At 66.3% G+C, this 24699-nt stretch carries 24 protein-coding genes and 1 pseudogene; 10 read left to right on the top strand and 15 right to left on the bottom strand.

Going from position 1 to position 24699, the window contains the following annotated elements; all coding sequences use genetic code 11:
* Positions 1–49: 49 nt before the first annotated feature.
* Positions 50–604, bottom strand: a complete 555-nt coding sequence (gene dcd, locus QE363_RS16065; protein ID WP_007405039.1) for a dCTP deaminase — start codon at positions 602–604, stop codon at positions 50–52.
* Positions 605–717: 113 nt separating this feature from the next.
* Between dcd and QE363_RS16060 the strand changes: the two genes are divergently transcribed.
* Complete coding sequence (locus QE363_RS16060) at positions 718–1497, top strand: MerR family transcriptional regulator (protein ID WP_309696866.1); 780 nt, start codon at positions 718–720, stop codon at positions 1495–1497.
* Between the two features lie 76 nt (positions 1498–1573).
* On the opposite strand, the gene QE363_RS16055 is transcribed toward QE363_RS16060, so the two are convergent.
* From QE363_RS16055 to QE363_RS16045, 3 genes are read right to left on the bottom strand one after another with little or no spacing between them, the layout of a single operon-like run.
* Positions 1574–2032 (bottom strand): cytidine deaminase, encoded by a 459-nt coding sequence (locus QE363_RS16055; protein WP_307100274.1) that lies wholly within the window; start codon positions 2030–2032, stop codon positions 1574–1576.
* Positions 2029–2703 (bottom strand): GH25 family lysozyme, encoded by a 675-nt coding sequence (locus tag QE363_RS16050; RefSeq protein ID WP_309696864.1) that lies wholly within the window; start codon positions 2701–2703, stop codon positions 2029–2031. The genes QE363_RS16055 and QE363_RS16050 overlap by 4 nt, the downstream gene beginning before the upstream one ends.
* Positions 2703–3185, bottom strand: a complete 483-nt coding sequence (locus QE363_RS16045; protein ID WP_307100270.1) for a UPF0262 family protein — start codon at positions 3183–3185, stop codon at positions 2703–2705. Before QE363_RS16045 ends, QE363_RS16050 begins: the two co-directional genes overlap by 1 nt.
* Before the next feature lie 97 nt (positions 3186–3282).
* Here QE363_RS16045 and QE363_RS16040 point away from each other — a divergent pair, with 97 nt between their 5' ends.
* Positions 3283–4776: a replicative DNA helicase gene (locus tag QE363_RS16040; RefSeq protein WP_307100268.1), complete on the top strand. Its 1494-nt coding sequence runs from the start codon at positions 3283–3285 to the stop codon at positions 4774–4776.
* Positions 4777–4876: 100 nt separating this feature from the next.
* Positions 4877–5977: a helix-turn-helix transcriptional regulator gene (locus QE363_RS16035; protein WP_309696858.1), complete on the top strand. Its 1101-nt coding sequence runs from the start codon at positions 4877–4879 to the stop codon at positions 5975–5977.
* Positions 5978–5986: 9 nt separating this feature from the next.
* Here the strand turns inward: QE363_RS16035 and QE363_RS16030 are convergent, their stop codons facing one another.
* Complete coding sequence (locus QE363_RS16030) at positions 5987–6625, bottom strand: phosphoadenylyl-sulfate reductase (protein WP_309696856.1); 639 nt, start codon at positions 6623–6625, stop codon at positions 5987–5989.
* Between the two features lie 330 nt (positions 6626–6955).
* Here QE363_RS16030 and QE363_RS16025 point away from each other — a divergent pair, with 330 nt between their 5' ends.
* Complete coding sequence (locus tag QE363_RS16025; RefSeq protein WP_309696854.1) at positions 6956–7576, top strand: hypothetical protein; 621 nt, start codon at positions 6956–6958, stop codon at positions 7574–7576.
* A gap of 163 nt (positions 7577–7739) precedes the next feature.
* On the opposite strand, the gene QE363_RS16020 is transcribed toward QE363_RS16025, so the two are convergent.
* From QE363_RS16020 to cobA, 6 genes are all read right to left on the bottom strand, one after another.
* Positions 7740–8123, bottom strand: a complete 384-nt coding sequence (locus QE363_RS16020; RefSeq protein ID WP_309696852.1) for an STAS/SEC14 domain-containing protein — start codon at positions 8121–8123, stop codon at positions 7740–7742.
* A gap of 67 nt (positions 8124–8190) precedes the next feature.
* On the bottom strand, positions 8191–8928 hold the full coding sequence (locus tag QE363_RS16015; RefSeq protein WP_309696850.1) for a phosphoadenylyl-sulfate reductase: 738 nt from the start codon (positions 8926–8928) through the stop codon (positions 8191–8193).
* Positions 8921–9379, bottom strand: a complete 459-nt coding sequence (locus tag QE363_RS16010) for a DUF934 domain-containing protein (protein WP_309696848.1) — start codon at positions 9377–9379, stop codon at positions 8921–8923. The genes QE363_RS16015 and QE363_RS16010 overlap by 8 nt, the downstream gene beginning before the upstream one ends.
* Positions 9372–10997 carry a nitrite/sulfite reductase gene (locus QE363_RS16005; RefSeq protein ID WP_309696846.1) on the bottom strand — a complete coding sequence of 542 codons (1626 nt, stop codon included), beginning with the start codon at positions 10995–10997 and terminating at the stop codon, positions 9372–9374. Before QE363_RS16005 ends, QE363_RS16010 begins: the two co-directional genes overlap by 8 nt.
* Before the next feature lie 11 nt (positions 10998–11008).
* Positions 11009–11305, bottom strand: a complete 297-nt coding sequence (locus QE363_RS16000) for a DUF2849 domain-containing protein (protein ID WP_309696845.1) — start codon at positions 11303–11305, stop codon at positions 11009–11011.
* Positions 11302–12093, bottom strand: coding sequence for a uroporphyrinogen-III C-methyltransferase (cobA, locus tag QE363_RS15995; protein WP_307104605.1), 792 nt, complete (start codon positions 12091–12093; stop codon positions 11302–11304). The genes QE363_RS16000 and cobA overlap by 4 nt, the downstream gene beginning before the upstream one ends.
* Before the next feature lie 218 nt (positions 12094–12311).
* Between cobA and QE363_RS15990 the strand changes: the two genes are divergently transcribed.
* The gene (locus tag QE363_RS15990; protein ID WP_309696842.1) at positions 12312–15299 is read left to right on the top strand and encodes a TonB-dependent receptor domain-containing protein; all 2988 of its coding nucleotides are present in this window, start codon (positions 12312–12314) and stop codon (positions 15297–15299) included.
* A gap of 40 nt (positions 15300–15339) precedes the next feature.
* Here QE363_RS15990 and astD read toward each other — a convergent pair.
* A pseudogene (astD, locus tag QE363_RS15985) lies at positions 15340–16747 on the bottom strand (succinylglutamate-semialdehyde dehydrogenase).
* 10 nt (positions 16748–16757) lie between these two features.
* Positions 16758–18134: a protein adenylyltransferase SelO family protein gene (locus QE363_RS15980; RefSeq protein WP_309696840.1), complete on the bottom strand. Its 1377-nt coding sequence runs from the start codon at positions 18132–18134 to the stop codon at positions 16758–16760.
* A 37-nt stretch (positions 18135–18171) separates the two neighbouring features.
* On the opposite strand from QE363_RS15980, the gene QE363_RS15975 reads away from it, so the two are divergent.
* From QE363_RS15975 to QE363_RS15960, 4 genes are all read left to right on the top strand, one after another.
* Positions 18172–19032 (top strand): alpha/beta hydrolase, encoded by an 861-nt coding sequence (locus QE363_RS15975; protein ID WP_309696838.1) that lies wholly within the window; start codon positions 18172–18174, stop codon positions 19030–19032.
* 234 nt (positions 19033–19266) lie between these two features.
* Positions 19267–20403, top strand: a complete 1137-nt coding sequence (locus QE363_RS15970; RefSeq protein ID WP_309696836.1) for a glycosyltransferase — start codon at positions 19267–19269, stop codon at positions 20401–20403.
* Between the two features lie 100 nt (positions 20404–20503).
* Positions 20504–21907 (top strand): nitronate monooxygenase, encoded by a 1404-nt coding sequence (locus QE363_RS15965; protein WP_309696834.1) that lies wholly within the window; start codon positions 20504–20506, stop codon positions 21905–21907.
* An 8-nt stretch (positions 21908–21915) separates the two neighbouring features.
* A complete protein-coding gene (locus tag QE363_RS15960; RefSeq protein WP_309696832.1) occupies positions 21916–22401 on the top strand; it encodes a hypothetical protein in 486 nt (161 codons plus the stop codon).
* A gap of 2 nt (positions 22402–22403) precedes the next feature.
* Here QE363_RS15960 and QE363_RS15955 read toward each other — a convergent pair whose 3' ends face one another.
* Both QE363_RS15955 and QE363_RS15950 read right to left on the bottom strand, forming a co-directional pair.
* A complete protein-coding gene (locus QE363_RS15955) occupies positions 22404–22595 on the bottom strand; it encodes a hypothetical protein (RefSeq protein WP_307100247.1) in 192 nt (63 codons plus the stop codon).
* Between the two features lie 374 nt (positions 22596–22969).
* Entirely contained in the window at positions 22970–23968 is a 999-nt protein-coding gene (locus QE363_RS15950) for a D-glycerate dehydrogenase (protein ID WP_309698225.1), read from the bottom strand.
* Positions 23969–24122: 154 nt separating this feature from the next.
* Between QE363_RS15950 and QE363_RS15945 the strand changes: the two genes are divergently transcribed.
* Entirely contained in the window at positions 24123–24611 is a 489-nt protein-coding gene (locus QE363_RS15945; RefSeq protein WP_309696828.1) for an SH3 domain-containing protein, read from the top strand.
* Positions 24612–24699 lie beyond the last annotated feature (88 nt).

Here is a 24699-nt window from a genome sequence, read left to right as displayed (position 1 = left end):
CAACCGACGGTCGAGGCCCGTGAGCTTTGGGAGCGTTACGGTTGCCCGGTCACAGCCGGGGCAGGGTGACGCCGCGCTGGCCCATATATTTGCCCGCGCGGTCGGCATAGCTGGTCTCGCAGGGCTCGTTGCCCTTCAGGAACAGGAACTGGCAGGCGCCTTCATTGGCATAGATTTTCGCAGGCAGCGGCGTGGTGTTGGAAAATTCCAGCGTCACATGCCCCTCCCAACCCGGCTCCAGCGGCGTGACGTTCACGATGATTCCGCAGCGCGCATAGGTCGACTTGCCCAGGCAGATGACCAGCACGTCGCGCGGCACCCGGAAATATTCGACCGTCCGCGCCAGCGCGAAGCTGTTGGGCGGGATGATGCACACATCGGTCTTGCGATCGACGAAGCTGTTCGACGCGAAGTCCTTGGGGTCGACGACCGCGCTGTCGACATTGGTGAAGATCTTGAACTCGTCCGCCACCCGCGCGTCATAGCCATAGGAGGACAGACCATAGCTGATACAGCCGTCGCGGCGCTGGTTCTCGACAAAGGGCTCGATCATCCCTTGGGTCTGCGCGGCTTCGCGAATCCAGCGGTCGGACAGGATCGACATCTTCATTCCCCTTAAGCGTTGCCGCTCATTGCCGGATCGCCCGGACAGGGCAAGCGCCGAAACGCAAAATGGGGCTTGCGGTTGACGTTGCGTCAAGCGGTAGGCTGCCCCGCATGACGAAGATGCTGGATATTGCCGAGATCGCGAAGGCCACGGGGCTCAGCAGCCGGGCGCTGCGCTTTTACGAGGCGCGGGGGCTGATCCGGCCACTGCGCAGCGAGGGCGGGCGGCGTATCTTCGGTGCAGGGGAACTCGAGCGGCTGCATGCGATCGTCGCGCTGAAACGGGCCGGGTTCACGCTGGCGGCGATCGGGCGGATGCTCGACCGGCCCGATGCGCGGCTGGGACCGATGGTCGCGGCGCAGCTGGCGGTGGTCGAGGCGCAAGCCGCCATGCTGGCCGATACGGCGACCCTGCTTCATTCCATCCAGTCCCGCATCGATGCCGGCGAGCGCATCGGCGTCGCGACACTCTGCTCGCTGATTCGAAAGGGAAACAGCATGACGACGACCCAATGGAAGGCCGTGGCCGACCAGCATTTCACCAAGGAAGAACAGGCCCATTGGGCCGAGCGGATGGCCACGCTCGCCCCCGATTTCGATCAGGACGCCTATCAGGCGCAATGGGCCGATCTGGGCCAGCGGATCGCCGCCGCATTGCCGCTCGACCCCGGTTCGGAGGCGGCGCAGGCTTTTGTGCGCGAGTGGTTCGCGCTGCTGGCGCCGTTCCGCGCGGTGGCCTCGCCGGAGATGTGGGCAGGCGCGACGCGGCTGCATGAGAATCGAGCGGCGTGGGATGGGCAGGCCGATCCGGGCTTTTCGGCCGATGTGTGGCAGTTCATCCAGGCGGCCGCCGCCGCGATGCGGGTGCGGGGAGAAGAGCCGGGCAGCTGAGGCAGGCAAAGCCGGAACCTCTTCTCTGCGCCTCTGCGCGAACACATCTTCATGTCTTCGCGGCGTCGCGCGAAATTCAGCCGATCCCCAGGTCCGCCGGACCAAAGGCATCCGGCAGCAATTCGGACAGCCGATAGCTGCGCACCGCATCGCCCTCCGCCGCGCCGCAATGCACGGGCAGGTCGCGGCCACCCATCTGGGCGGCCTCGTTGATGACCTGCCTACACCGGCCGCAGGGGCCGACCGGGGCGGTGCCGGTCGGCACGCCGTTCGCGTCCATCGCGCCGCCGATCACGCCGACCGCGACGATCTCGCGCAGCCGCCCGGCGGCCGAGGCGGTGGCGATCGCGACCGTCTCGGCGCAGAGCGACAGGCCATAGCTGGCATTCTCGAAGTTCGCGCCGGTGATGACCGACCCGTCCTCCATCAACAAGGCGGCTCCTACCGCGAACCGGCTATAGGGCGCATGGGCGTGGCGCGCGGCGGCGCGGGCTGCGGCGATCAGGCGCGCGGCGGTCGGATCGATCTGGCTCATGGTGTGACGACGTCCCAGTTGACGGGGCCTTCCACCCCCTCGACCCGGCGGAAATCGCTCGCGCGCCACATCCGCCAGGGGCGGGCGGCATAATCGGGTTTGAACATATTGCCGACCGCCCAGATCGGGCGGTCGAACGCGGTCGTGATGCTGTATTCGGACTCGAACGGCTTGGCGACGCGTAGCATCACCGGCTTGCGCGTATGCGTCTCGACCATCGTCACGAACCGGGTCAGGTCGGCGACCAGCGTCGCGCGATCGGGCCGCGCGGTGCAATCGTCGTGAAAGGACAGGTCGATCGCGGCGGGCAGCGCATCCCCGGCGCGCGGCACGAAGATGTTGAAGGCATCCGCCTGCGCCGCGGCGGGCTGGCATAGCGAATAGATATGGACCGCCCCGCGCCGCAGCCCGGCCTCGGGCAGCGCGGCCCAGTTCGCCTCGAACGCGGGATCGCGGCGGTCCGCGCCCGAGGTGGCGACGATATAGGCGAAGTCGGCGCCGCCCGCGCGCAGCGTCCGCCACTCCACCGGCGGCGGATTCTCGGCCAGGTCGATGCCCTGCAACGCATAATGGTCGGCCGAGGGGCGCCAATGCGTCGCCCAATGCCAGCCGCCCATGCCCGCCGCACCGAGCGCGAGCAGCCCGGCACCGATTTTCCAGAGAATCGCCATCAGTTGCGGATATGCAGGACGCACAGCAGTGTGAAGAGGCGACGTGCGGTGTCGAAATCCACCTCGATCTTGCCGGTCAGCCTGTCCTTCAGCATTTCGGCGGCGTCGTTATGGATGCCGCGCCGGGCCATATCGATCGTCTCGATCTGTTGCGGCGTGGCGGCGCGGATCGCCTGGTAATAGCTGTCGCAGATCGCGAAATAGTCCTTGATCGGCCGCCGGAACCGGCCGAGCGCCAGCACCAGCGTCTCGATATGCGTGCCGTCCTCGCGATACATATGGATGCCCAGGCGACCTTCCTCGGACTCCAGCTTGATCCGATAGGGCCCGGCATAGCCGTCCGCCTGCGGCCGTTGCGGCGCGAAATAATTTTCCTCGATCAGATCGAAGATCGCGATCCGCCGCTCCTGCTCGACATCGGCCGACCGCCAGCCGAGGCTGCGTTCGTCGAGATCGATGGATATGATCCGCGGATCGGCCATCCGGCAGGGATAGTCGCGAAGCGCGTGCGCCGCAAATCCCTCGCTGATCGACGCAATGCGTTTTCATCCGGCGCCACTCCGCGCTAACGCCGAAGAAATGGCCACCCTCGCATTTCCGAACACCGCTGCCGCCGCCGAGCCGCAGCAGCTCCCCCGCAATATCGAGGCGGAGGCCGCGCTGCTGGGCGCGATGATGATCGACAACCGGCTGGCCGACGATCTGGTCGACCGGCTGGACCCGGACCATTTCTTCGAGCCGGTCCATGGCCGCGTCTTCGCCGCGATCAAGAATCTGCGCGCCACCGACATGCTGGCGACCCCCGTCACGCTGCGTCCGATGTTCGAGGCGGACGAGGGGATGAAGGCGCTGGGCGGCCCGGCCTATCTGGCGCAGCTGACCGGGTCGGGCGCGGGGCTGATCGGCGCGCGGCAGTTCGCGACGCAGATCTACGACCTGGCCATGCTGCGCGCGCTGGTGACGGTGGGGCGGACGCTGGTCGACCGAGCGATGGATACCTCGGAGGAGGTGAACCCGCGCGCGCAGATCGAGCTGGCCGAGAACGAGCTGTTCAAGGTCGCGGCGGACGGCGGCTCGGAAAATGCGGTGAAGAGCTTCGCCCAGGCCACCACCATGGCGGTCAAGAATGCCGAGCGCGCGCTGAACTCCGGCGGCCATGTCTCGGGCATCACCACCGGCCTCGACTCAGTCAATGCCAAGATCGGCGGTATGCACCGCTCCGACTTGATGATCCTGGCGGGCCGTCCGGGCATGGGCAAGACCTCGCTCGCCACCAACATCGCGTTCAACGCCGCGCGGCGCTGGATGCGCGACATGCAGGACGGCATCCCGCCGTCCGAGTCGGTCGGCGCCAAGGTCGCCTTCTTCAGCCTCGAAATGTCCGCCGACCAGCTGGCGACGCGTATCCTGGCCGAGCAATCGGGGATCAGCTCCGAGGCGCTGCGCATGGGCAAGATCAGCCGCAACGAGTTCGCGCAGCTGGCCGCCGCCGCCGCCGAGCTGGAGCAGCTGCCGCTGTTCATCGACGATACCGGCGGCCTGTCCATCTCCGCGCTGCACACCCGTGTCCGGCGTTTGCAGCGGCGGCATAACAACGAGATCGGGCTGGTCGTGGTCGACTATCTCCAGCTGCTGACCGGCTCGGGCAAGTCGTCGGAGGGCAACCGCGTGCAGGAAATCTCGGAGATTTCGCGCGGACTCAAGACGCTGGCCAAGGACATGAACGTGCCGGTGCTGGCCCTGTCTCAGCTGTCCCGCGCGGTCGAGCAGCGCGAGGACAAGCGGCCGATGCTGTCCGACCTTCGCGAATCGGGCTCGATCGAGCAGGACGCCGACATGGTCTGGTTCGTGTTCCGCGAAGACTATTACATGATGCAGCGCGAGCCCAAGCGCCCGATGGAAGGCGATGACGGCAAGGTCTTCGAGGACCACGCGAAATGGGCGACCGAGGTGGAGCGGGTCTACGGCCTGGCCGAACTGATCGTCGCGAAACAGCGTCACGGTGCGACCGGCAAGGTCGTGATGAAGTTCGACCCGACGATCACGCGGTTCACCGACTTCGCGGGGTATTGATGTCCCTTTGCCCTGATCGGGTCGGAACATGACGTAAAGGATGGACTCCGCCCTTTTTCTTACCGCATCTTAAGTCTGCGTAGGCAAGGATGCGGCCGATATGGGCGTGGATTTACGAATAGCGATCGAGGGCGCCTATGCGGCGGCGCTGGACGAAAGCCTATGGGCCGAATGGACATGGCAGACCGCGCATATGCTCGGCGGTGTCTGTGGCACTTTCTATGTGGTCGAAGCGCCGGGCCGTATCCGGCTTCAGCATATACGGCATGAAAATTCGGGCTTGGTGGAACGCTATATCTCGGAAAACATCATGCGCTTCGACCCGCAAATCTCCTATGCGGCCAGTCGGCGCTCGCCCCATATCTATGCCGATACCGATCATGCCGACCGGGATGACCCGGCCACGCGGGAATATTTTGCCTGGCAGGCGTCGAATGGAAAGATGCAGCATTATCTGACGGCTGCGGCACCACTGGATGGCGGCCGTATCTATGCGGGCCTGTCCCTCCACCGACATGTCGATGATGGGCCGACCCCAGACGAAATGCGCCGACGACTGGAAAAGTTGTTGCCCGATATCCACAGGGCGCTCGACCTGGGTTTCCTTCATGCCGAGAAGATGGCCAGCGCATATTGGGACGGCCTTCTGTCCAGGCGGACGGAACCCTGTCTGTTGTTGGACGAACAGGGAAAGGTGCTTCGGACTACCCCCGAAATGGAGGCGTTGCTCGTTCGGGGCGACGGGTTGCGATGCGTGCGGAGGCGACTGACCTGTGGCGGCGGCATCGCCGACGCTGCGCTGGACCGATTCGTCGGCCTGCTGACGGGCGGATCGGGCGTGCCGGGCCTATGTCGGATCGATCGCCCGTCCGGCAAGGCGGCCTATATTCTCAACGGTTATCCCTTGCCCGGACGAGCGCGTATCATGGCGCCGATGGAGGCGGTCGCGATGGTTACGCTGATCGATCCCGCCGCCGTGCCACCATCATCGGCGCATCGCTGGCAACTGGCCTATGGCTTGACCCCGCGGGAAAGGGAGATGGCCGAGCTTATGGTGGCGGGCCAGTCCCTGGATGATGCGGCGACCATTCTCGCGATCAGCAAGGCGACCGCGCGGGTCCATCTGCGCCAGATATTCGCCAAGACCGATACCAATCGACAGGCGGAAATGATCCAGCTTCTGTCCCGGATCGGAGCCTGATGCGGCTCTTCAGGACATCGTCGTCGGCCGGTGTATCCCGCATTCGACCTTGTCGAACCCGCGCCATCTTCCCGCACGCGGGTCTTCGCCGGGCTTGACCTTGCTGGTGCAGGGCGCGCAGCCGATCGACAGATAGCCCTGTGCCTCCAGTGGATGGCGCGGCAGGTCGTGTTCGGCGAAATAGCCGTCCAGCGCCACCTTGTCCCAATCCGCCAGCGGGTTGAGCTTCAACCGGCCATCCTCGACCTCGAACCGGGGGAGTGCGCGGCGGGTGCCCGCCTGGAAGCCCTTGCGACCCGAAATCCAGGCCTCGAACGGGGCGAGGCCGCGCGCCAGCGGTTCGACCTTGCGCAGGTCGCAGCAGCCATCGGGGTCGTAGCCATGGCGGATGCCCTCGGGGTCCTTGGCCGCCAGCAGCGCCGGGTCGGGCTGGATCACCCGCACGTCGAGCAGGCCCAGCCGCGCGACCAGCGTGTCGCGATAGGCCAGCGTCTCGGGAAACATCTTCAGCGTGTCGGTGAAGACCACCGGCGTCGTGGGATCGGCCTGCGCCACCATGTAGAGCAGCACGGCGGACTCGGTGCCGAAGGACGACACCGCCACGATCTGCCCGCGCAACTCGCGGGTTAGTAGACTGATCGTCACCATGCAATGCGACGGTGCGACCGGCAAGCTCGTGTGAGATTCGACCCGATAATCACGATTCACCGGCTTCGCGGTGTGGTGAAGATCCGCGACACACATACCGCAGTCAATGTAAGTCCTAGAACAATTTATAAATAAATTCATGCAACATAGGCTTACCTAGGCCGCAAACGGGCGCATTTCCTCGGCCGTACCGGAATGATGGGGGAAAGCATGAATTGCGTTAGGATTGCCGCCTTGTGCTCGGCATTTTCAGTTGTGATGGTCGCGGTGCCAAGCACCGCCCAGACGGTAGCGGCATTGGGAAACTCTCCTGAGATGGAGGTTCGCCCCGTGGTTGCCCATGACGATGGTCCACGCGTGACCGCCGCATTGACAGGGGGCACATTGGGTGTCGGGCCCGAACTGGGGCTGCGGATCAGCGACCATTTCGGCGTTCGTGGCAGTGCGGCTTTTCTTAAGGTGTCGCCGAGCTTTGACTCGAAAGACATTCACTATGACAGTGATTTCAAGCTTCACTCCTACGGTGCCATGGCCGATGTTTATCCGTTTGGCGGGGCGTTCCGCATCTCGGCAGGGGCGCGGATCAATCGAACGCGCGTCGGGCTGGTGGGAACGCCCCTAAACAGTACGGCAGAGGTCAAGGTCGGCGGCCAGACCTATTTGGTGCCGCAGGTTGGCATCCTCACAGGCCGAGCGGAGCCGAAGCGTTTTGCACCTGCGCTGACGCTGGGTTGGGCAGGCAAGAAGCGTCGCGGCTTTTTTGTCGGCATCGAAGGGGGGGTGCTGTTTCAAGGCTCCTTCCAGCTGAAGGATTTCCGCGCCAGCGGTCCGATCAATAGCAACGCCGCGTTTCAGACGGTACTGGAACGCGAGCGTATCGATTTACAGGAAGACGTGGATAAGGTGAAAGTGTGGCCGATTCTTCAGGCTTCGGTCGGTTGGCGCTTTTGAGCGCCGACTGACGTTCTGGTGACTCCCCAACGCCAAATCAGGGCGGCATCGGTCTATCCCCACTCGATCGCCAACATGTAATGACGCATGAATGGCCGAGTAGGAACCAGACCGGTACCGCTTTTACATGAGCAGATGATGAAAATGGATGCGCCGCACAGCTTCATGCTTGCGGCGCGAACAGCCAGGCGCGGGTTTCGTCCTTGTCAGTGAAGAAGCGGAATTCGTCGTGATTCTGATTGGCCCGCTCCGCCTGGAATTTGGTGAGCGCGCCCTTGGTATAGACCGCGACGCGGCCCGAGCGGACGGACGGGCTTTCCATCATCTGGACAAAGGCCGCTACGACCTCCTGGCTCTGCACCATCGCGTTGGAATAGTCGCACAGGCTGACGGGCGACCGGCCGGTGGCGCGGATGCGGCGGATGGTCTGCTCCAGCTCGCGGGTGAAGTCGGCCATGGTGTCGAGGGTCCAGAACCCGTGGGTCGTGACCTCGAAATAGCCGCGTTCCAGGTCGACCGTCACCTTGTACATCGAATGCACCTTCATCCTGCCCGGTGCCTTGTGTCGCGGCGTGGTTAAGACAGGATGAAGCGGGGGCCCCTCATACCCCTGATTATCCCGCCGAAACCGGCCGGTGGATGCCGCATTCGACCTTTTCGAACCCGCGCCAGCGACCGGAGCGCGGGTCCTCGCCGGGCTTGACCTTGCTGGTGCAGGGTGCGCAGCCGATCGATAGATAGCCCTGCGCCTCCAGTGGATGGCGCGGCAGGTCGTGTTCGGCGAAATAGCCGTCCAGCGCCGCCTTGTCCCAATCCGCCAGCGGGTTGAGCTTCAACCGGCCATCCTCGACCTCGAACCGGGGCAGGGCGCGGCGGGTGCCCGCCTGGAAGCCCTTGCGACCCGAAATCCAGGCCTCGAACGGGGCGAGACCACGCGCCAGCGGCTCGACCTTGCGCAGGTCGCAGCAACCGTCGGGATCATAGCCATGGCGGATGCCCTCCGGGTCCTTGGCTGCCAGCAGCGCCGGGTCGGGCTGGATGACGCGCACATCGAGCAGGCCCAGCCGTGCGACCAGCGTGTCGCGATAGGCCAGCGTCTCGGGAAACATCTTCAGCGTGTCGGTGAAGACCACCGGCGTCGCTGGATCGGCCTGCGCCACCATGTGCAGCAGCACGGCGGACTCGGTGCCGAAGGACGACACCGCCGCGATCTGCCCGCGCAACTCGCCGGTCAGCAGGGTGCGCAGCATCTCGGGCGCAGCCACGCCCGCGAAGCGCGCTTCATAAGCCGCAGCGTCCTCCGCCGTGTAAGTCGGCCGAACGTCGATCCGGTCGAGCGCCCGCTCAGCCATGGCGCCGCTTCCACACCGGCACGCGGGCATCGGCGGCCTTCTGATAGGGTTGCGGATAGAGATTCAGCAGCTTGGTCAGCGTCGCCGCATCGACCGGCTTTTCCGGCGCGAAGCTGTCGAAGCCGCAGCGGCGCATATGCGGGATTTGGTCGACCAGCACGTCGCCCGCCGCGCGCAACTCGCCCTCGAACCCCGCTTCGCGCAGGATCCGCGCCGCCGAATAGCCGCGCCCGTCGCGGAAGGTCGGGAAGCTGATCTCGACCAACGCGATCTGGCCCAGATGCGGGAGGAGGGCACGGGCATCGTCGCCCGCCTCCAGCCGGACGGCGGTGGCGTTGGTCTGGCCCAGGAACGCGTCCAGCGTCACCGCCGGTTCGTCATGCACCACATCGTCGCGAAAGCGCAGCAGCGTCTCGCCCGCATCGGTGTTCACGGTGATCGGATCAACCATAAATGGCTTCCTTGAACGGCTGCATGCCGACGCGGCGATAGGTGTCGAGGAAGCGTTCACCGCCCTCGCGAAGCTGAACATAACGGTCGGTCACGCGCTCGATCGCGTCGACCACGCCGTCCTCGTCGAAACCGGGGCCGGTGATCTTGCCGAGCGACACGTCCTCCGCGCCCGATCCGCCGAGCAGCAGCTGATAGTTTTCGGTGCCCTTCTTGTCGACGCCCAGGATGCCGATATGCCCGGCATGATGGTGGCCGCAGGCGTTGATGCAGCCTGAAATCTTCAGCTTCAACTCGCCCAGCTCGCGCTGCCGCCCGGCGAAGCGTTCGCCGATCTTCTGCGCCAGCGGGATGGAGCGGGCATTGGCCAGGCTGCAATAATCCAGGCCGGGGCAGGCGATGATGTCCGAGATCAGGTCGAGATTGGCCTCGGCCAGCCCGGCATCGCGAAGCGCGGTCCAGATGGCGTGGAGGTCGGCCTTGCGGACATGCGGCAGGACGATGTTCTGGGCATGGGTGACGCGCAGTTCGTCATGGCCGTAACGCTCGGCGAGGTCGGCCATCAGGTCGATCTGGTCGGCGGAGGCGTCGCCGGGAATCCCGCCGATCGGCTTCAGGCTGATCGTGACGATGGCATGGCCGGGCTGCTTGTGGCGTGCGACATTCTGGTCGAGCCAGACCGCGAAGTCGGGGTCGGACCGGTCCACGCTGTCGGGCGCGTCGCTGGCAAAGTCCGGTCCGGCGAACATCGCGGTGATCCGCGCGAGCTCGGCCACGGGCGGATCGATGCCCAGTTCGCGGATCGCGGCGAATTCCGCCTCCACCTGGTCGCGATAGGCGTCGACGCCGATCTCGTGCAGCAGGATCTTGATCCGCGCCTTGTAGATATTGTCGCGACGGCCATAGCGGTTATAGACCCGCAGGCACGCCTCCAGATAGCTCATCAGATGGTCGGCGGTGATGAAGTCCTTCACCTCATGCGCGATCATCGGGGTGCGGCCCATGCCGCCGCCGACGAAGATCTTCGCGCCCAGCACACCGTCCCGCTCCAGCAACTGGATGCCGATATCGTGCAGCCGCATCGCCGCGCGGTCCTCGTCCGCCGCGATCACCGCGATCTTGAACTTGCGCGGGAGATAGGTGAATTCGGGGTGGAAGGTCGACCATTGCCGGAGCAGCTCGGCCCAGGGGCGCGGATCGGCGACTTCATCGGCGGCCGCCCCGGCGAACTGGTCGGACGAGATGTTGCGGATGCAATTGCCCGAGGTCTGGATGGCATGCATCTGCACCGTCGCCAGCTCGGCCAGGATGTCGGGCGCATCGGCCAGCTTGATCCAGTTATACTGGATGTTCTGACGCGTGGTGAAATGGCCGTAACCGCGATCGTACTTGCGCGCGATATGGCCCAGCATCCGCATCTGGCGGCTGTCCAGCGTGCCGTAGGGCACCGCAACGCGCAGCATATAGGCGTGAAGCTGAAGATAGAGCCCGTTCATCAGCCGCAGCGGCTTGAACTGATCCTCGGTCAGCGCGCCCGACAGGCGGCGTTCCACTTGGTCGCGAAACTCCTCGACACGGGCATCGACGATGCTCTGGTCATACTCGTCGTAACGATACATGCGCTATTCTCTCAAATGATCCAGGCGCCGGCATCGGCATCGGCGGGCTTCAGCGTCAGGTCGGGGCGCACCGTGGGGCCGAGCGCGCGGATACGGTCCTTGATATGCGCGGGGCGGGGGCCTTGCCCGGTCGCCTCGGCGTCGATCAGATAGGGGACGTTGACCCGGCGCGCGCCTTCCTCGGCGCGCAGGATCGCCTCGCCGCCTGCGCCGACATCGACCGCATCCTCGATATGGCGCGACCAGTCTCGCCCCGTCCACCAGACGACATCGCCGGTCGCCAGATCATTGCCCGTCAACAGCTTCATGCGTTCATCCCTTCCGCCACGCGGGCCCAACGCGCCAGCTTGTCCTCAGCATCCGACAATTCCACCACCTCGCCCACGACGATGATCGCCGGGCTCTGCACCTTTTCGCGCTCGACCATCGGGCCGAGATCGGCGAGCAGGGTGCGGATGGCGCGGTGGCCCTCCAGCGTGCCGCGCTCCAGCACCGCGACCGGCATGTCGGGGGCGACGCCGTCCGCCATCAGCTTGTCGGCGATGCCGTTGGCGGTCGCGACGCCCATATAGATGACGAGCGTGCGGCCCTGGCCCGCCAGCCCCGACCAGTCCTGATCGGTCAGCCCCTTGCACTGGCCCGCGACGAACGACACCGCCGAGGCATGGTCGCGGTGCGTCAGCGGCAGCATCGCCTCGGCCGCGCAGCCGAGCGCGGCCGAGACACCGGGGATCACCTCGACGCGCAGGCCGGCGGCGCGCACCGCCTCCACCTCTTCGCCGCCGCGCCCGAAGATGAAGGGGTCGCCGCCCTTCAGCCGGACGACGATCGCGCCGGTCTTGACGTGTGCGACGATCAGCGCGTTGATCGCGTCCTGCGACAGGGTATGCCGCGCGCGCCGCTTGGCCACCGAAATGCGCTGTGCCGTGCCGGGCGCGATGTCGAGCACGCGCGGGTCGATCAGCCCGTCATGCACGACGACATCGGCCTGTTTCAGCGCCTCGACCGCGCGAACCGTCAGCAGGCCCGGATCGCCGGGGCCTGCACCGACAAGGATCACGCGTCCACGCGCGGCGGGATCGAGGAGACTAGCCATGATGCCCATGTGCGCCCGCTCCGCGCCTGCCACAACCGAGCGATGCTTGGGACGGGGGTAGATCAGCTTGGGTGCCGCCCAGGGAGGGACCGGACCGATAGTATATTATATTTGTGATTCGCATTTGGATGTGCTTTGATGAACGAAAGTAGAAGAAGCTGATGGGGGGCGTGGCAATGAAGACATCATATTGCTCCAAGATGGGGCTTGGCGCATCTTTGATTGCGCTGGCATGGACGGGGGTTGCGTCGGCACAAACGACTCCGGCGGGTGACGATGACAAGGCGAAGACCGAGGCCTCCGTCGTCACGGGTGTGGCGGCATCGACCGACAGGATCGACGCCAAGCAGGAAAAGGTTGATCCCGGCGACGTGATCGTCACGGGCACGCGCATCGTGCGGCCGAACATGGAAAGCAATGCGCCGATCACCACGATCGACGCCACCTATCTGAAGGAGCGGGGCCTCGCCCGCGTCGAGGATGCGCTGGCGCAACTGCCGCAGATCACGCCGATGCTGGGGTTGCAGGGCTCGACCTGGACGTCCGGCGCGGCGCCGGTCGGCCTGCGCAGTCTGGGGGCGGGCCGCACGCTGATACTGCTCAACGGGCAGCGGATGGACAATGACGTCAATATCGTCCCCGGCGCGCTGATCGAGCGGATCGACATCATGACCGGCGGCGCATCGGCGGTCTATGGTTCGGACGCGATCGCGGGCGTCGTCAACTTCATCGTGAAGCGCAAGTTCAACGGCATCGCCTTCGATGGCGAGGTCAGCGGCTTCAACCACAACAACAACAATCCGTTGCTGGCCAAGGTGGCGCAGGAAGCGGGCTACACCTATCCGCGCGGCAGCTATCTGGGCGGCGGCAATTACTATGCGTCGCTGGCGGCCGGGCATTCGTTCCTGGACGACAAGGTCAATCTCAGCGCCTTCGCGACCTACAAGCGCGCCGACCCGATCCAGTACCGAAATCTGGACACGACCAACTGTCCGCTGCTGATGTTCGACCCGAACAAGGTGGAGGCAGGCAACACGAAGTGGACGTGCGACGGCACGACCTACAATCCGTACAGCTATTTCGGGATCAACAACCAGGACCTCACCAACGCACGCGATGGTTCGCGCAGCTTCCGCGCCTATGACCTGCAGGACGAGCAGCGCATCCAGCGTGTCGACTCGGTCCAGCGTCGCAACGAGCAGGTCAATGTCGGCGGCTTCCTGACCGCCGACCTGCCGGCGGGCATGCGGTTGAACGGCAGCTTCCTGTACAGCAGCATCGTCGAGCGTGGCGCCCTTTCAATCGATGGCGGCATCTGGACGCCCAGCGCCCGCGTCAACTGCGACAATCCCTTCCTGGGCCAGCAGCAGGCCCAGGTGATCTGCGGCGCGGCGGCGGGCACGACGGCGCTCAGCAATCCGATTTCGGTGTCGCTGTTCCGGCCGGGCATGATCCAGAACTTCCGCAACACCACGGCTGATTGGCGCGGATCGTTGAACCTGTCGGGCACGATCGTCGACAAGATCCGCTTCGAGCTCAGCTATCAGCAGACCCGCAACATCATGCAGGGCTATGCGGACCATCTGCCGGCATCGGACCAGGAAACCCGTATGGGGCGCGGTCTTCAGGTCCGTAACGTCAACGGCGTTCCGACCTGTCTGTCCAAGATCGACGGAAGCGATCCGACCTGCCAGCCGGTCGATGCCTTCTCGGTCAACTCGCCGATCAGCGACGCGGTCTATAATTATCTGACCACCGATGGCAGCCGCCGCCAGCAGAACGATCTGCAGGTCATCAACGCCATCGTGTCGGGCACGCTGGAGGATTACGGGATCAAAAGCCCATTTGCCGAAAGCGGTGTCGGCTTTGCGATCACCGGCGAATATCGCAAATATCGCAACCAGTCGAAGGGGATGGGCGCCTGGTCGATCTTCACGACGTTTGACGGCCGGACCAGCGTGAAGGAACTGGGCGGCGAAATCGATATCCCGCTGATCGAGAACAAGCCGTTCTTCAAGGAACTCAGCGTCAATGGCGGCTATCGGATTTCCGATTACGACGTCTATCAGTCGCTGGTGCATAGCTGGAAGGCGGAGGCGAGCTGGGCCCCCGTCGACGGCATCCGCTTCCGGGGCAGCTATAACCGCGCGGTGCGGGTCGGCGTACTCGAGCGGCTGGAAGGCGAGAACCGCTATCCCAATTCGCTGATGCTCGACCTGTGTGCCCCGCCCCGTGCGTCCAGCGGCGCCAACACTGTCCAGCGTTACACCTTCGATCAGTGCTCGATCGGCATGACGCGAGCACAATATGACGCGCTGACCAGCTATACGGGATGCAATTCACAGGGCTATTGCCCGACGACCCTGGTCAATGGCGGCAATTCCGGGCTGCAACCCGAACGTTCGCGCAGCAAGACGCTGGGCGTGGTGCTGCAACCGCGCGGCATCCCCGGTCTGTCCGCCACCGTAGACTGGTATGACATCGATATCCGTGGCGCCTTTGAATGGACGCGGATCGGTATGGCTTTCGACCAGTGTTACAACAACAAGGTCGATTTCTTCTGTCAGTTCTACAAGCGTGACCCGCAGTCCGGACAGCTGCTCGTCGCCGATGCACGGTACAACAACTCCGGCTATACCAAGACGCGGGGTATCGATTTCGGGGCCAACTATGCGCTCGATCCGAAACGTCTGGGGATCGCCGACAACATCGGCACCTTTGGCCTGAACTTCAACGGAACGCTGACCACCAAATATGAGCGGCAGTTCGCACCGGGCAACACACCCTGGTCGTGCCTGGGCTATTTCGGCTTCGCCTGTGGCGGACCGATGCCGCGTTGGCGCCATGTCGCCGGAGTGAATTGGCAGTTGCCATGGATCAAGGGCGGTGTCGGCTTCACCTGGCGCTATACCGGCCCGACCGACAATTCCAAGCTGTCGAGCAATTCCATCCTGAAGGCGGCGGCGGGGCAGACCTATCCGCTGGCCAACCACATTCCGGGATACAGCTATTTCGACTTCAACACCAATGTCACGCTGGTGAAGGGGATCGACGTCCGGTTCAACGTCCAGAATATCTTCGACAAGGATCCGCCGCTGATCGGGTTCGATACCAACTATTCCAGCGGATCGTCCTTCAACACCTTCCCGGCCTATTACACGGTACGGGGACGGACCCTGCGGGTCGGCATTTCCGCCCGCTTCTGATCGGGAATGGCCCGGAACCCTGGTTCCGGGCCATTCCCGATCAGCGAAGACCGACCGGGATCGCGGCGGCGATATGGTCGGTCTCGGCGCTGGCGACCGGATAGGCGCAATAGTCGGCGGCGTAATAGGCGCTGGGGCGGTGATTGCCCGACCAGCCGATGCCCCCGAACGGCGCGCTCGACGCCGCGCCGTTGGTCGGGCGGTTCCAGTTGACGATCCCGGCGCGGATGCCGGTCCAGAATTGTTCGTACCGCTCGCGCGAGGGCGAAATCAGCGAGGCGGACAGGCCGTAGCGGGTGGCGTTGGCCTGTTCGATCGCCTGCCCGAAATCCCGCGCGCGCGAAACCTGCAGCACCGGGCCGAACAACTCGTCATCGGGCCGCTCCGTCCCATCGGTCACGTCGAGGATCGCGGGGCTCAGCAGCGGCAAGCCGGGGGTAAGACGCGCCAGCGGGCGGACGACCGTCGCGCCGCTCGCGATCAGCTCGTCGGCCCGTGCGAGAAGATGATCGGCCGCCGCATTGTCGATCACCGGCCCCATGAAGGGCGCGGGGTCATCCTGCGGCGCGCCGACGATCAGCCCGGTCGGTCAGCCGGGTCAGCGCCGCCATCACCGGATCGTACAGCCGATCCTCGACGATCAGCCGCCGCCCCGCCGTGCAGCGCTGTCCGGCGGTGGTGAAGGCCGACTGGACGATCAGCGCGGCGGCGGTATCCGGGTCGGGATCGTCCCAGACGAGGATCGGGTTGTTGCCCCCCATCTCGAGCGCGAGGATCTTTTCCGGTCGTTCGGCGAACTGGCGGTTGAGCGCGATGCCGGTGCGTGCCGATCCGGTGAAGAGCAACCCGTCGATACCCTCATGCCCCGCCAACGCCCGCCCCTGGTCGGGTCCGCCGACAAGCAGCCGCACGACCCCGTCCGGCACGCCCGCCGCATGATAGCATTCGACCAGGAACGCCCCCGTCGCGGGCGTCTTTTCGGAGGGTTTGAACACCACCGCATTCCCGGCGAGGAGCGCGGGCACGATATGGCCATTGGGCAGGTGCGCCGGGAAATTATAGGGCCCCAGCACCGCCAGCACCCCGTGCGGCCGGTGGCGCAGCGCCATGCGCCGGCCGCCCGGCTGGTCGGTGAAGCGCTCGCCCGCACGCTCGGACTGCGCGGTGATCGAGATGGCAACCTTGGCGACCACGGTGTCGACCTCGGTCGCCGCCTCCCACAGCGGCTTGCCGGTTTCGCGCGCGATCAGCTCGGCAAAGGGTGCAGCGCGCTCCCGTACCAGTTCGGCAAAGCGGTGGAGCGTGGCGATCCTCTCCGCCAGCGGGGTGGCCGCCCAGCCCGGCCATCCGGCACGCGCGGCGGCGACCTCGCGCGTGGCATCCCCGATCGGCAATTGGGCGATCAGCGCGCCGGTGGCGGGCTCATGGGTCGACAGGAACTGGGTCATGGCGGCGAGGCTAGGCCGTGCCGGGACCCCCGGCAAGCGCCGCGCCCATCGCGCGAATCCGCTCCACCTTGTCGTAGAGCGGCGTCCAGTCGTCCCGCTCGGCGATGGGCGCCCAGATCGCCTCGACCTCGTCGATCAGCATCGATTCGGGTGAGCCCTGCCAATAGGCGTGATCGCGGGCGCGTCGCGGCGCATAGGGCTCGATCAGGTCGCGGAGCGCGTCCCATGTCTCGTCATAATGATCAGGCACCGCCCCGCCGAACAGGTCGAAATAGGTCCTGTCGATCGAGGCCTGGCTGGTGCGCAGCGCGCGCTCGAACGTCTGGACCAGCGCGCGGTCCTCGGTGGCCTCGCGCGGGGTGACGCCCAGCCGCCAGAGGATCGCCGCGACGATCGCCGTCTGATAGGTGGTGGCAAAGCCGTCGAGCGCCGCGATCAGCGGCTCGCTCTCGGCGATCAGGCGCAGGCTGGAGGCGAGCTGCATCACGTCCCACTGGATCGCCTCGGGCTGACGGCCCAGCGCATAGAGGCCGCTCTGGTCGAAATAGGCGGCGGTGAATTCGGGGTCCCAGACCGGGGCGAACCGCCATGGGCCATAGTCGAAGCTCTCGCCCGTGACGTTGATATTGTCCGAATTGAGCACGCCATGGACGAAACCGGCGGCCATGTAGCGCGCGGCCAGGGTCGCGGTCCGCTCCGCCACCAGCGTCAGCAGCCGGACGGGATCATCCGAATCCTCGCCATAGAGGTGATGCAGGGCATAGGCGACCAGCCGCTTCATTCCCGCCTCGTCGCGCTCGAAGGCGAGTCGTTGGAAACTGCCGATGCGGATATGGCCATGGCTCATCCGCACCATCACCGCCGAGCGGGTGGGGGAGGGCTCGTCGCCCCGGTGCAGCGCCTCGCCCGTCTCGATCAGCGACAGCGTGCGCGAGGTGGGGACGTTCAGCGCCTCCAGCATCTCGGTCGCCAGGATTTCGCGCACCCCGCCCTTCAGGGTCAGGCGACCATCGCCGAACCGGCTGTACGGCGTCTGCCCCGACCCCTTGGTGCCGAGTTCGAGCAGCCGGCCATCGGTCGCGGTCATCTGCGCGAAGGTGAAGCCGCGCCCGTCGCCCAGGTCGGAATTATACTGGCGGAACTGGTGCCCATGATAACGCAGCGCGACCGGGCCGGGCAGCGTGTCGGGCAGCGGCTGGAACCGGCCGAGATGCGCGACCCATTCGTCGTCGGTCAGCGTGTCCAGCCCGATCTCCGCCGCCGCCCTGTCGTTGCGGAAGCGCAGGATGGTCTGCGGAAAGTCGGCGGGCGCGACGGGATCGGCGAGGATGTCGGCGATCTCGGTCAGGGCGCGGGCGGGGCGATAGGCTTGCGGGGAAACGGGCATGCCGCGATATGGAGGCGGCACCGGAGGACCTTCAAGCATGACGGCCTATGAGAATCGTTATTGGTGGTCGAAAGACGGGCTGCGGCTCCACGCACGGGACTATCCGGGGTCGGACGCGCTGCCCCCCGTCATCTGTCTGCCCGGCCTGACCCGCAACGCGCGCGATTTCGAAGGGCTGGCCGAGGCGCTGGCGGGCCGCGCGCGGGTGATCGCGGTCAGTTTCCGGGGGCGGGGCGAGAGCGCCTATGCCAAGGACCCGATGAGCTATGTGCCGCTCACCTATGTCCAGGATGTCGAGGCGATGCTGGACGAACTGGGCATCGGCCGGTTCGTCGCGGTCGGCACCTCGCTGGGTGGGATCGTGACCATGGTGCTGGCGGCGACCGCGCGCGGGCGGCTGGCAGGCGCGGTGCTCAACGATATCGGGCCGGAGATCGAAGCGGCGGGGCTGGCGCGCATTCGCGGCTATGTCGGCAGGGGGCAGAGCTTCCCGACCTGGCTGCACGCCGCGCGCTGCGTCCAGGAAACCAATGAGGACATCTATCCCGGCTGGGGCGTCGAGGACTGGCTGGCCATGGCCAAGCGCACCCACCGCCTGACCAGTGCGGGGCGGATCGTCCTCGACTATGACCTGAAGATCGCCGAGCCGTTCCGCGTGCCCAATACCGAGGGCGGACCGGATATGTGGGCCGCGCTCGACGCGTTGAACGGCGTGCCGACGCTGGTCGTGCGCGGCGAGCGGTCGGACATATTGGGCGCGGGCGTGGCGGAGCGCATGGCCGCGCGCCTGTCGCCGTCCGAGCTGGTGACGGTGCCGGGCGTCGGCCATACGCCGCTGCTGACCGAGCCGGAGGCGCTGGCGGGGATCGGCCGATTGCTCGACCGGGTGGCGGGGTAGGGTGGCGCTTCAAGAACCCACCAGCCCCATCCCGGCGAAGGCCGGGATCCAGTTGGGTAAGCGCTGCTGATCTGCCCCCTCCGTGCCGCAACTGGACCCCGGCGTCCGCCGGGGTGGTTCAGGTTTTGGGGCAGGGGCCGACGATCGCGACGACGCTTGGTGGTTCGGGAAAAGACGAGTGCTGGGCGGCGCGAGTGGTTTCCAACCCCGCCCTTGCCCGCTAATCCGGCGGGCATGGCCCGTCCGCTCCACATCCTCCACCTGCATTCCTCCTTCTCGCTGGGCGGCAAGGAGGCGCGGGCGGTCGCGCTGATGAATGCGTTCGGCGATGCCGCGAAGCACACCATCGTCTCGGGGCTGCCCGACGAACTGGGCGCGCGCGATGCGATCGCCAAGGGGATCCGCTACGAGATCGCGCAGGATGCGCCGCCGCTGACCGGCAAGCCCTCGGTCAAGCGTTACGAGGCGATCGCCGCCTATATGCGCCGCTTCGACCTGGTGCTGACCTATAATTGGGGGGCGATCGACGGGGTGATGGCGCGCCGGGTCTATGCCAAGGGCGCGCCGCCGCTGGTCCATCACGAGGACGGGTTCAACGCCGACGAGGCGCGTGGGTTGAAGCTGGAGCGTAACATCTATCGCCGCATCGCCCTGTCGGCGGCGGATGCGCTGGCGGTGCCCAGCCATGTGCTGGAGGGGATTGCGCGCACCACCTGGAAACAGCCCGCCGAGCGGGTGCATCGCATCCCCAACGGCATCAACACCGCGCTCTATGCCCGCGACCCCGAGCCCAAGGCGATCCCAGGCTTCGTTCGCCAGCCCAAGGAGGTGGTCGTCGGCGCGCTGGCGGGTCTGCGCGTCGTCAAGAACCTGCCGATGCTGGTCCGCGCAATGGGCGGCATCGCCGGGCGCTTCCGGCTGGTGATCGTCGGCGAGGGGCCGGAGCGCGCGACCATCCAGCAGGCCGCCGCCGCGATGGGCATCGCCGACCGGCTGGTCATGCCGGGCTTTCTCGACCGGCCTTATCGCTTCATCCGGCATTTCGACATCGTCGCCTTGTCCTCGCTGTCCGAACAGGCGCCCATCTCGGTGCTGGAGGGGATGGCGGCAGGCCTGCCTATCGCCTCGCTGCCGGTGGGCGACGTGGCGTCGATGGTGTCGGAGGCCAATCAGCCGTTCATCACCGACCATCCCAACGAGGTGCGCCTGCGCGACGTGATCCAGGCGCTGATCCTCAATCCCGATCACCGCGCGGCAGCGGGCGCGGCCAACCAGGCGCGGGCGCGGGCCGAATTCGACGAAAGCCTGATGGTCGCGCGCTACAAGGCCCTGTACGAAAAGGTGCTGGGCCGACCGGGCGCGCTCGGCTGATCCGCCATGGAGCGTCGTACCGGACCGTGCCGTTAATTCCCGCTCGCTAAGCGGTCCTAACACGCTATATGAGGCCCTTTCGGACAGACAAGGTAACGACGTGTTCAAAGGCTTGAGCCCCATCCTGTACAACGGCCGCGAGGTTTGGCCGCTGATCGAAGGCGGGAAGGGCGTCGCCGCCACCAACCACGCCTCGGCGGGGGCCTGGGCTGCGGCGGGCGGCGTCGGCACCGTTTCTGCCGTGAATGCCGACAGCTATGATGCCGAGGGCAAGATCATTCCCCAGATCTACCGCGCGCTGACCCGGCGCGAGCGGCACGAGGAACTGATCGAATATGCCATCGAGGGCGCGGTCCAGCAGGTGAAGCGCGCCTGGGACATTGCCGGCGGCAAGGGCGCGATCAACATCAACGTGCTGTGGGAAATGGGCGGCGCGCAGCGGGTGCTGGAAGGCGTGCTGGCGCGCACCAAGGGCCTGGTCGCGGGCGTCACCTGCGGCGCGGGCATGCCCTACAAGCTGTCCGAGATCGCGGCGCATCACCAGGTCAGCTATCTGCCGATCGTCTCCTCGGGCCGCGCCTTTCGCGCGCTGTGGAAGCGGGCCTATTCCAAGGCGTCGGAATGGCTGGCGGCGGTGGTCTATGAGGACCCCTGGCTTGCCGGTGGCCATAACGGCCTGTCCAACGCCGAAGACCCGTTGCAGCCGCAGGACCCGTATCCGCGCGTGAAGGCGCTGCGCGACACGATGCGCGAGGGCGGGATTTCGGACGAGGTGCCGATCGTGATGGCGGGCGGCGTCTGGTACCTGCGCGATTGGAACGACTGGATCGACAATCCCGAGCTGGGCAAGATCGCGTTCCAGTTCGGCACGCGGCCCTTGTTGACCCAGGAAAGCCCGATCCCCGAAGAGTGGAAGCAGCGGCTGATGACGATCGAGCAGGGCGATGTCCTTCTCCATCGTTTCTCGCCGACCGGCTTTTATTCCAGCGCGGTGCGCAACCCGTTCCTGCGTAGCCTGGAGGCCCGATCGGACCGCCAGATCGCCTTCTCGACCCAGGAAGCGGGCGATCATGTCTTCCAGCTCGACGTGGGCGTGAAGGGCAAGAATTTCTGGGTGACGAAGGGCGACCTGCTGCGCGCGCGCGAGTGGTTCGGCAGCGGCTTCACCATGGCGCTGAAGACCCCCGACAATACGCTGGTCTTCGTGACCCCGGAGGAAGCCAAGGAAATCCGCAAGGATCAGGCCGACTGCATGGGCTGCCTGTCGCAATGCCTGTTCTCCAGCTGGGCCGACAGCGAGACCAACTCGACCGGCCGCCTGGCCGATCCGCGCAGCTTCTGCATCCAGAAGACGCTGCAGGAGATCGCGCATGGCGGCGATGTCGAGCAAAACCTGATGTTCGCGGGCCACGCGGCCTATAACTTCAAGCGCGATCCCTTCTATTCCAACGGATTCGTGCCGACCGTGAAGCAGTTGGTCGATCGCATCCTGACCGGCGACTGATCACCGTCATGACGCCGGAGCTTCGCGCGACATTGCAAGGTGTCGCGCGGGCGATGGCGGTGTTTCCCGAAGGCTGGTGGATCATCGGCAGCGCGGCGGTCCTGCTGCACGGGGTCGAGGCCGGGCGGGTGAACGATATCGATCTGCTGATCGATATCTCGCTGGCCGAGGCGGTGCTGGAGCGGCTGGGCATCACGCCGCGGACCCTGCCGCCCGATCCGCTGTTTCGCTCGGCCGTCTTTGCACAGTCCGAGGCTTGGCCCGTTCCGGTCGAGGTGATGGCGGGATTTCAGGTCAAGGCCGAGGGGCGCTGGCGGCGGGTGGAGCCGCTTTCCCGGCATCGGGTCCCGGTCGACGATGGCGTGCTGTTCCTACCCGATCGGGACGAACTTCTGTCGCTGTTCCATCTTTTCGGGCGGTCCAAGGACGGCCCGCGCATCGCGGCGCTCGAGCGGGCGGGAGCCAGGCCGAGCGCGGCCTCTCCCGCCCGATAGGATCAGTCGGCGACGGTGCCGACCACCGCGCCCGCCGTGCCGCCGACGGCCGCGCCCTTTTCCACGCTACCCCCGGTCGCCGCCGCGACCCCTGCGCCCCCGGCACCGCCGATCGCGGCCCCCTTCAGCGTCGAACAGGCCGACATGGAGAAGGCGGTCGCGGCAAGGGTCAGGCCAATAGCCAGCTTTTTCATGGGGGTAGCTCCTGTTGTGATGACAGGAGGGGAATGCGGCGGCCCGATGACGGTTCCGCGCCGCAACATTTTGACATGGATGGCAAGAGGCTGACGCCGCCGGTCCGAATGGGTGCGGGTGAAGGAACGTGGGCCGCATCGGAGGAATCGAACATATCAGAGCGATATGCCGTCATGCCTTTCCTTCCCTCGCCCCTCGCAGAGGGGAGAGGGTTGCGCAGACTTGGCCTTTGCGAAAGCAAAGGCTTAGTCGGAGCTGGGTGAGGGGTGAGCGCGCAGCGCGCGAGCCGAAGGCTCGCTCGACCCCTCACCCAAGCTGCGCTAGCGAGCTCCGCTATCCCTCCCTGTCCAGGGGAGAGAGGGCGCCCCGAGGCCTACAGCCACCCCTCCAGCACCTGGTCGGGCGGGCGGTGGCCGTCGGCCCAGCTGCGGATATTGGCGATGACCCGCTCGCCCGATGCCATGCGGCCCTCCAGCGTCGCCGAGCCCATATGCGGGGTCAGCACGACATTGGGCAATGCCAGCAGCCACGGGTCGATCTCGGGCTCGTGCCGCCACACGTCCAGCCCCGCGCCCGCCAGCCGCCCGGCCTCCAGCGCGTCGACCAGCGCGTCCTCGTCGACGATGCCGCCCCGGCTGGCGTTGATGAGATAGACATGGCTGCGCATCAGGCCGATCCGGCGGCGGTCGATCAGGTCGTGGCTGTCGGCGTTGAGCGGCGTATGGATCGACACGATGTCGACCGCGCCCAGCATCGTGTCGAGGTCGTCATACCAGCTCGCGCCCAGCTCCGCTTCGATGCTGGCGGGCAGGCGGCGGCGGTTGTGATAGTGGATCGACAGGCCGAAGGCCCGCGCGCGCCGCGCCACCGCCTGCCCGATCCGGCCCATGCCCACGATCCCCAGCGCCTTGCCGCCGATCCGGTGGCCCAGCATCCCGCCGGGGCTCCAGCCCTTCCACGCGCCCGAGCGCACCAGCTTTTCCCCTTCGGGCAGGCGACGCGGCACCGACAGGATCAGCGCCATCGTCATGTCGGCCGTATCCTCGGTCAAGACCCCCGGCGTGTTGGTGACGATGATGCCGCGCGTGCGGGCGGCCTTCAGATCGATATGGTTCACGCCCGCGCCGAAATTGGCGATCAGCTTCAATCGGGGCCCGGCGCGCCCGATCAGCTCGGCATCGATCGCGTCGGTGACGGTCGGGACCAGCACGTCGCAATCCGCCACCGCCTCGGTCAGTTGCGCGCGGTCCCACTTCTCGTCGCTGCGGTTGAGGCGCGTGTCGAACAGCGCAGCCATCCGGTCCATGATCGGATCGGGCAGTTCGCGGGTGACGACCACCCTGGGGTTCAGGCAGCGGCGCGGATCGACCATGGCCAAGGGATTGGGCCAAGCCCGCCGGTCCGTCAACCGGCGATGCCGTGCCAGCCGTCCCTCGCCACCCGTGCGAACAAGGTTGAAGCGGCCCCCCGCCTCGGCGTAGAGCCTGGGGCGGGGGCGAATTGAAGGAATTATGATGCGCAGGTCCATGTTCGGACTGGCTTTGATGGCGGTGTTCCTGTCCGCCGGACCGATCGCCCCGGCGGCGATCGCCGCGCCCGAAAAGCGCGCCATGCCCTATTATGGCTCGATCGGCGCGTCGCTGGCGCGGATGCGGACCGGCCCGGCGCGCGCCTATCCCGCCAGCTGGACCTATCGCCGCCCCGACCTGCCGGTGAAGGTCGTCGCCGCGTTCAAGGAATGGCGCAAGGTGCAGGACCCCGACGGCACCGAGGGGTGGATGCTGGCGGTCCTGCTGCGCAACACCCGCACCGCGATCGTGCGCGGCGCCGAACCGCTGCCGATGCGATCGGCCCCGAATGAGACCGCCAAGACGCTGTGGCGCGCCGCGCCGGGCGTGGTCGGGCGGATCAGCGAGTGCAATGGCGGCTGGTGTCGGCTGGACGTGAAGGGGCAGGCGGGCTTCGTGCCGGTGGGGTCGATCTGGGGCGTCGAGCCGGGGGAGGTCGTTCCTTAAGGGGGCGGTCTCTGCGAGGCACCTTGCCCTCCCCCATCCCCTCCCGCTTGCGGGAGGGGAGAGGCTTGGAGATGGCGCTTGCCCCCGA

The sequence above is a fragment of the Sphingomonas sp. SORGH_AS_0870 genome (genome assembly GCF_031453175.1).
Taxonomy (GTDB): domain Bacteria; phylum Pseudomonadota; class Alphaproteobacteria; order Sphingomonadales; family Sphingomonadaceae; genus Sphingomonas.
Note: the sequence above shows the minus strand (reverse complement) of the source record. Positions and strands in the feature narration are given on the sequence as shown.

Bases quoted from the DNA above. Each gene is read 5' to 3' on its own strand.
- dcd (WP_007405039.1), bottom strand. From the start codon at position 604: ATGTCGATCCTGTCCGACCGCTGGATTCGCGAAGCCGCGCAGACCCAA.
- QE363_RS16060 (WP_309696866.1), top strand. From the start codon at position 718: ATGACGAAGATGCTGGATATTGCCGAGATCGCGAAGGCCACGGGGCTC.
- QE363_RS16055 (WP_307100274.1), bottom strand. From the start codon at position 2,032: ATGAGCCAGATCGATCCGACCGCCGCGCGCCTGATCGCCGCAGCCCGC.
- QE363_RS16050 (WP_309696864.1), bottom strand. From the start codon at position 2,703: ATGGCGATTCTCTGGAAAATCGGTGCCGGGCTGCTCGCGCTCGGTGCG.
- QE363_RS16045 (WP_307100270.1), bottom strand. From the start codon at position 3,185: ATGGCCGATCCGCGGATCATATCCATCGATCTCGACGAACGCAGCCTC.
- QE363_RS16040 (WP_307100268.1), top strand. From the start codon at position 3,283: ATGGCCACCCTCGCATTTCCGAACACCGCTGCCGCCGCCGAGCCGCAG.
- QE363_RS16035 (WP_309696858.1), top strand. From the start codon at position 4,877: ATGGGCGTGGATTTACGAATAGCGATCGAGGGCGCCTATGCGGCGGCG.
- QE363_RS16030 (WP_309696856.1), bottom strand. From the start codon at position 6,625: ATGGTGACGATCAGTCTACTAACCCGCGAGTTGCGCGGGCAGATCGTG.
- QE363_RS16020 (WP_309696852.1), bottom strand. From the start codon at position 8,123: ATGAAGGTGCATTCGATGTACAAGGTGACGGTCGACCTGGAACGCGGC.
- QE363_RS16015 (WP_309696850.1), bottom strand. From the start codon at position 8,928: ATGGCTGAGCGGGCGCTCGACCGGATCGACGTTCGGCCGACTTACACG.
- QE363_RS16010 (WP_309696848.1), bottom strand. From the start codon at position 9,379: ATGGTTGATCCGATCACCGTGAACACCGATGCGGGCGAGACGCTGCTG.
- QE363_RS16005 (WP_309696846.1), bottom strand. From the start codon at position 10,997: ATGTATCGTTACGACGAGTATGACCAGAGCATCGTCGATGCCCGTGTC.
- QE363_RS16000 (WP_309696845.1), bottom strand. From the start codon at position 11,305: ATGAAGCTGTTGACGGGCAATGATCTGGCGACCGGCGATGTCGTCTGG.
- cobA (WP_307104605.1), bottom strand. From the start codon at position 12,093: ATGGCTAGTCTCCTCGATCCCGCCGCGCGTGGACGCGTGATCCTTGTC.
- QE363_RS15980 (WP_309696840.1), bottom strand. From the start codon at position 18,134: ATGCCCGTTTCCCCGCAAGCCTATCGCCCCGCCCGCGCCCTGACCGAG.
- QE363_RS15975 (WP_309696838.1), top strand. From the start codon at position 18,172: ATGACGGCCTATGAGAATCGTTATTGGTGGTCGAAAGACGGGCTGCGG.
- QE363_RS15970 (WP_309696836.1), top strand. From the start codon at position 19,267: ATGGCCCGTCCGCTCCACATCCTCCACCTGCATTCCTCCTTCTCGCTG.
- QE363_RS15960 (WP_309696832.1), top strand. From the start codon at position 21,916: ATGACGCCGGAGCTTCGCGCGACATTGCAAGGTGTCGCGCGGGCGATG.
- QE363_RS15955 (WP_307100247.1), bottom strand. From the start codon at position 22,595: ATGAAAAAGCTGGCTATTGGCCTGACCCTTGCCGCGACCGCCTTCTCC.
- QE363_RS15950 (WP_309698225.1), bottom strand. From the start codon at position 23,968: ATGGTCGATCCGCGCCGCTGCCTGAACCCCAGGGTGGTCGTCACCCGC.
- QE363_RS15945 (WP_309696828.1), top strand. From the start codon at position 24,123: ATGTTCGGACTGGCTTTGATGGCGGTGTTCCTGTCCGCCGGACCGATC.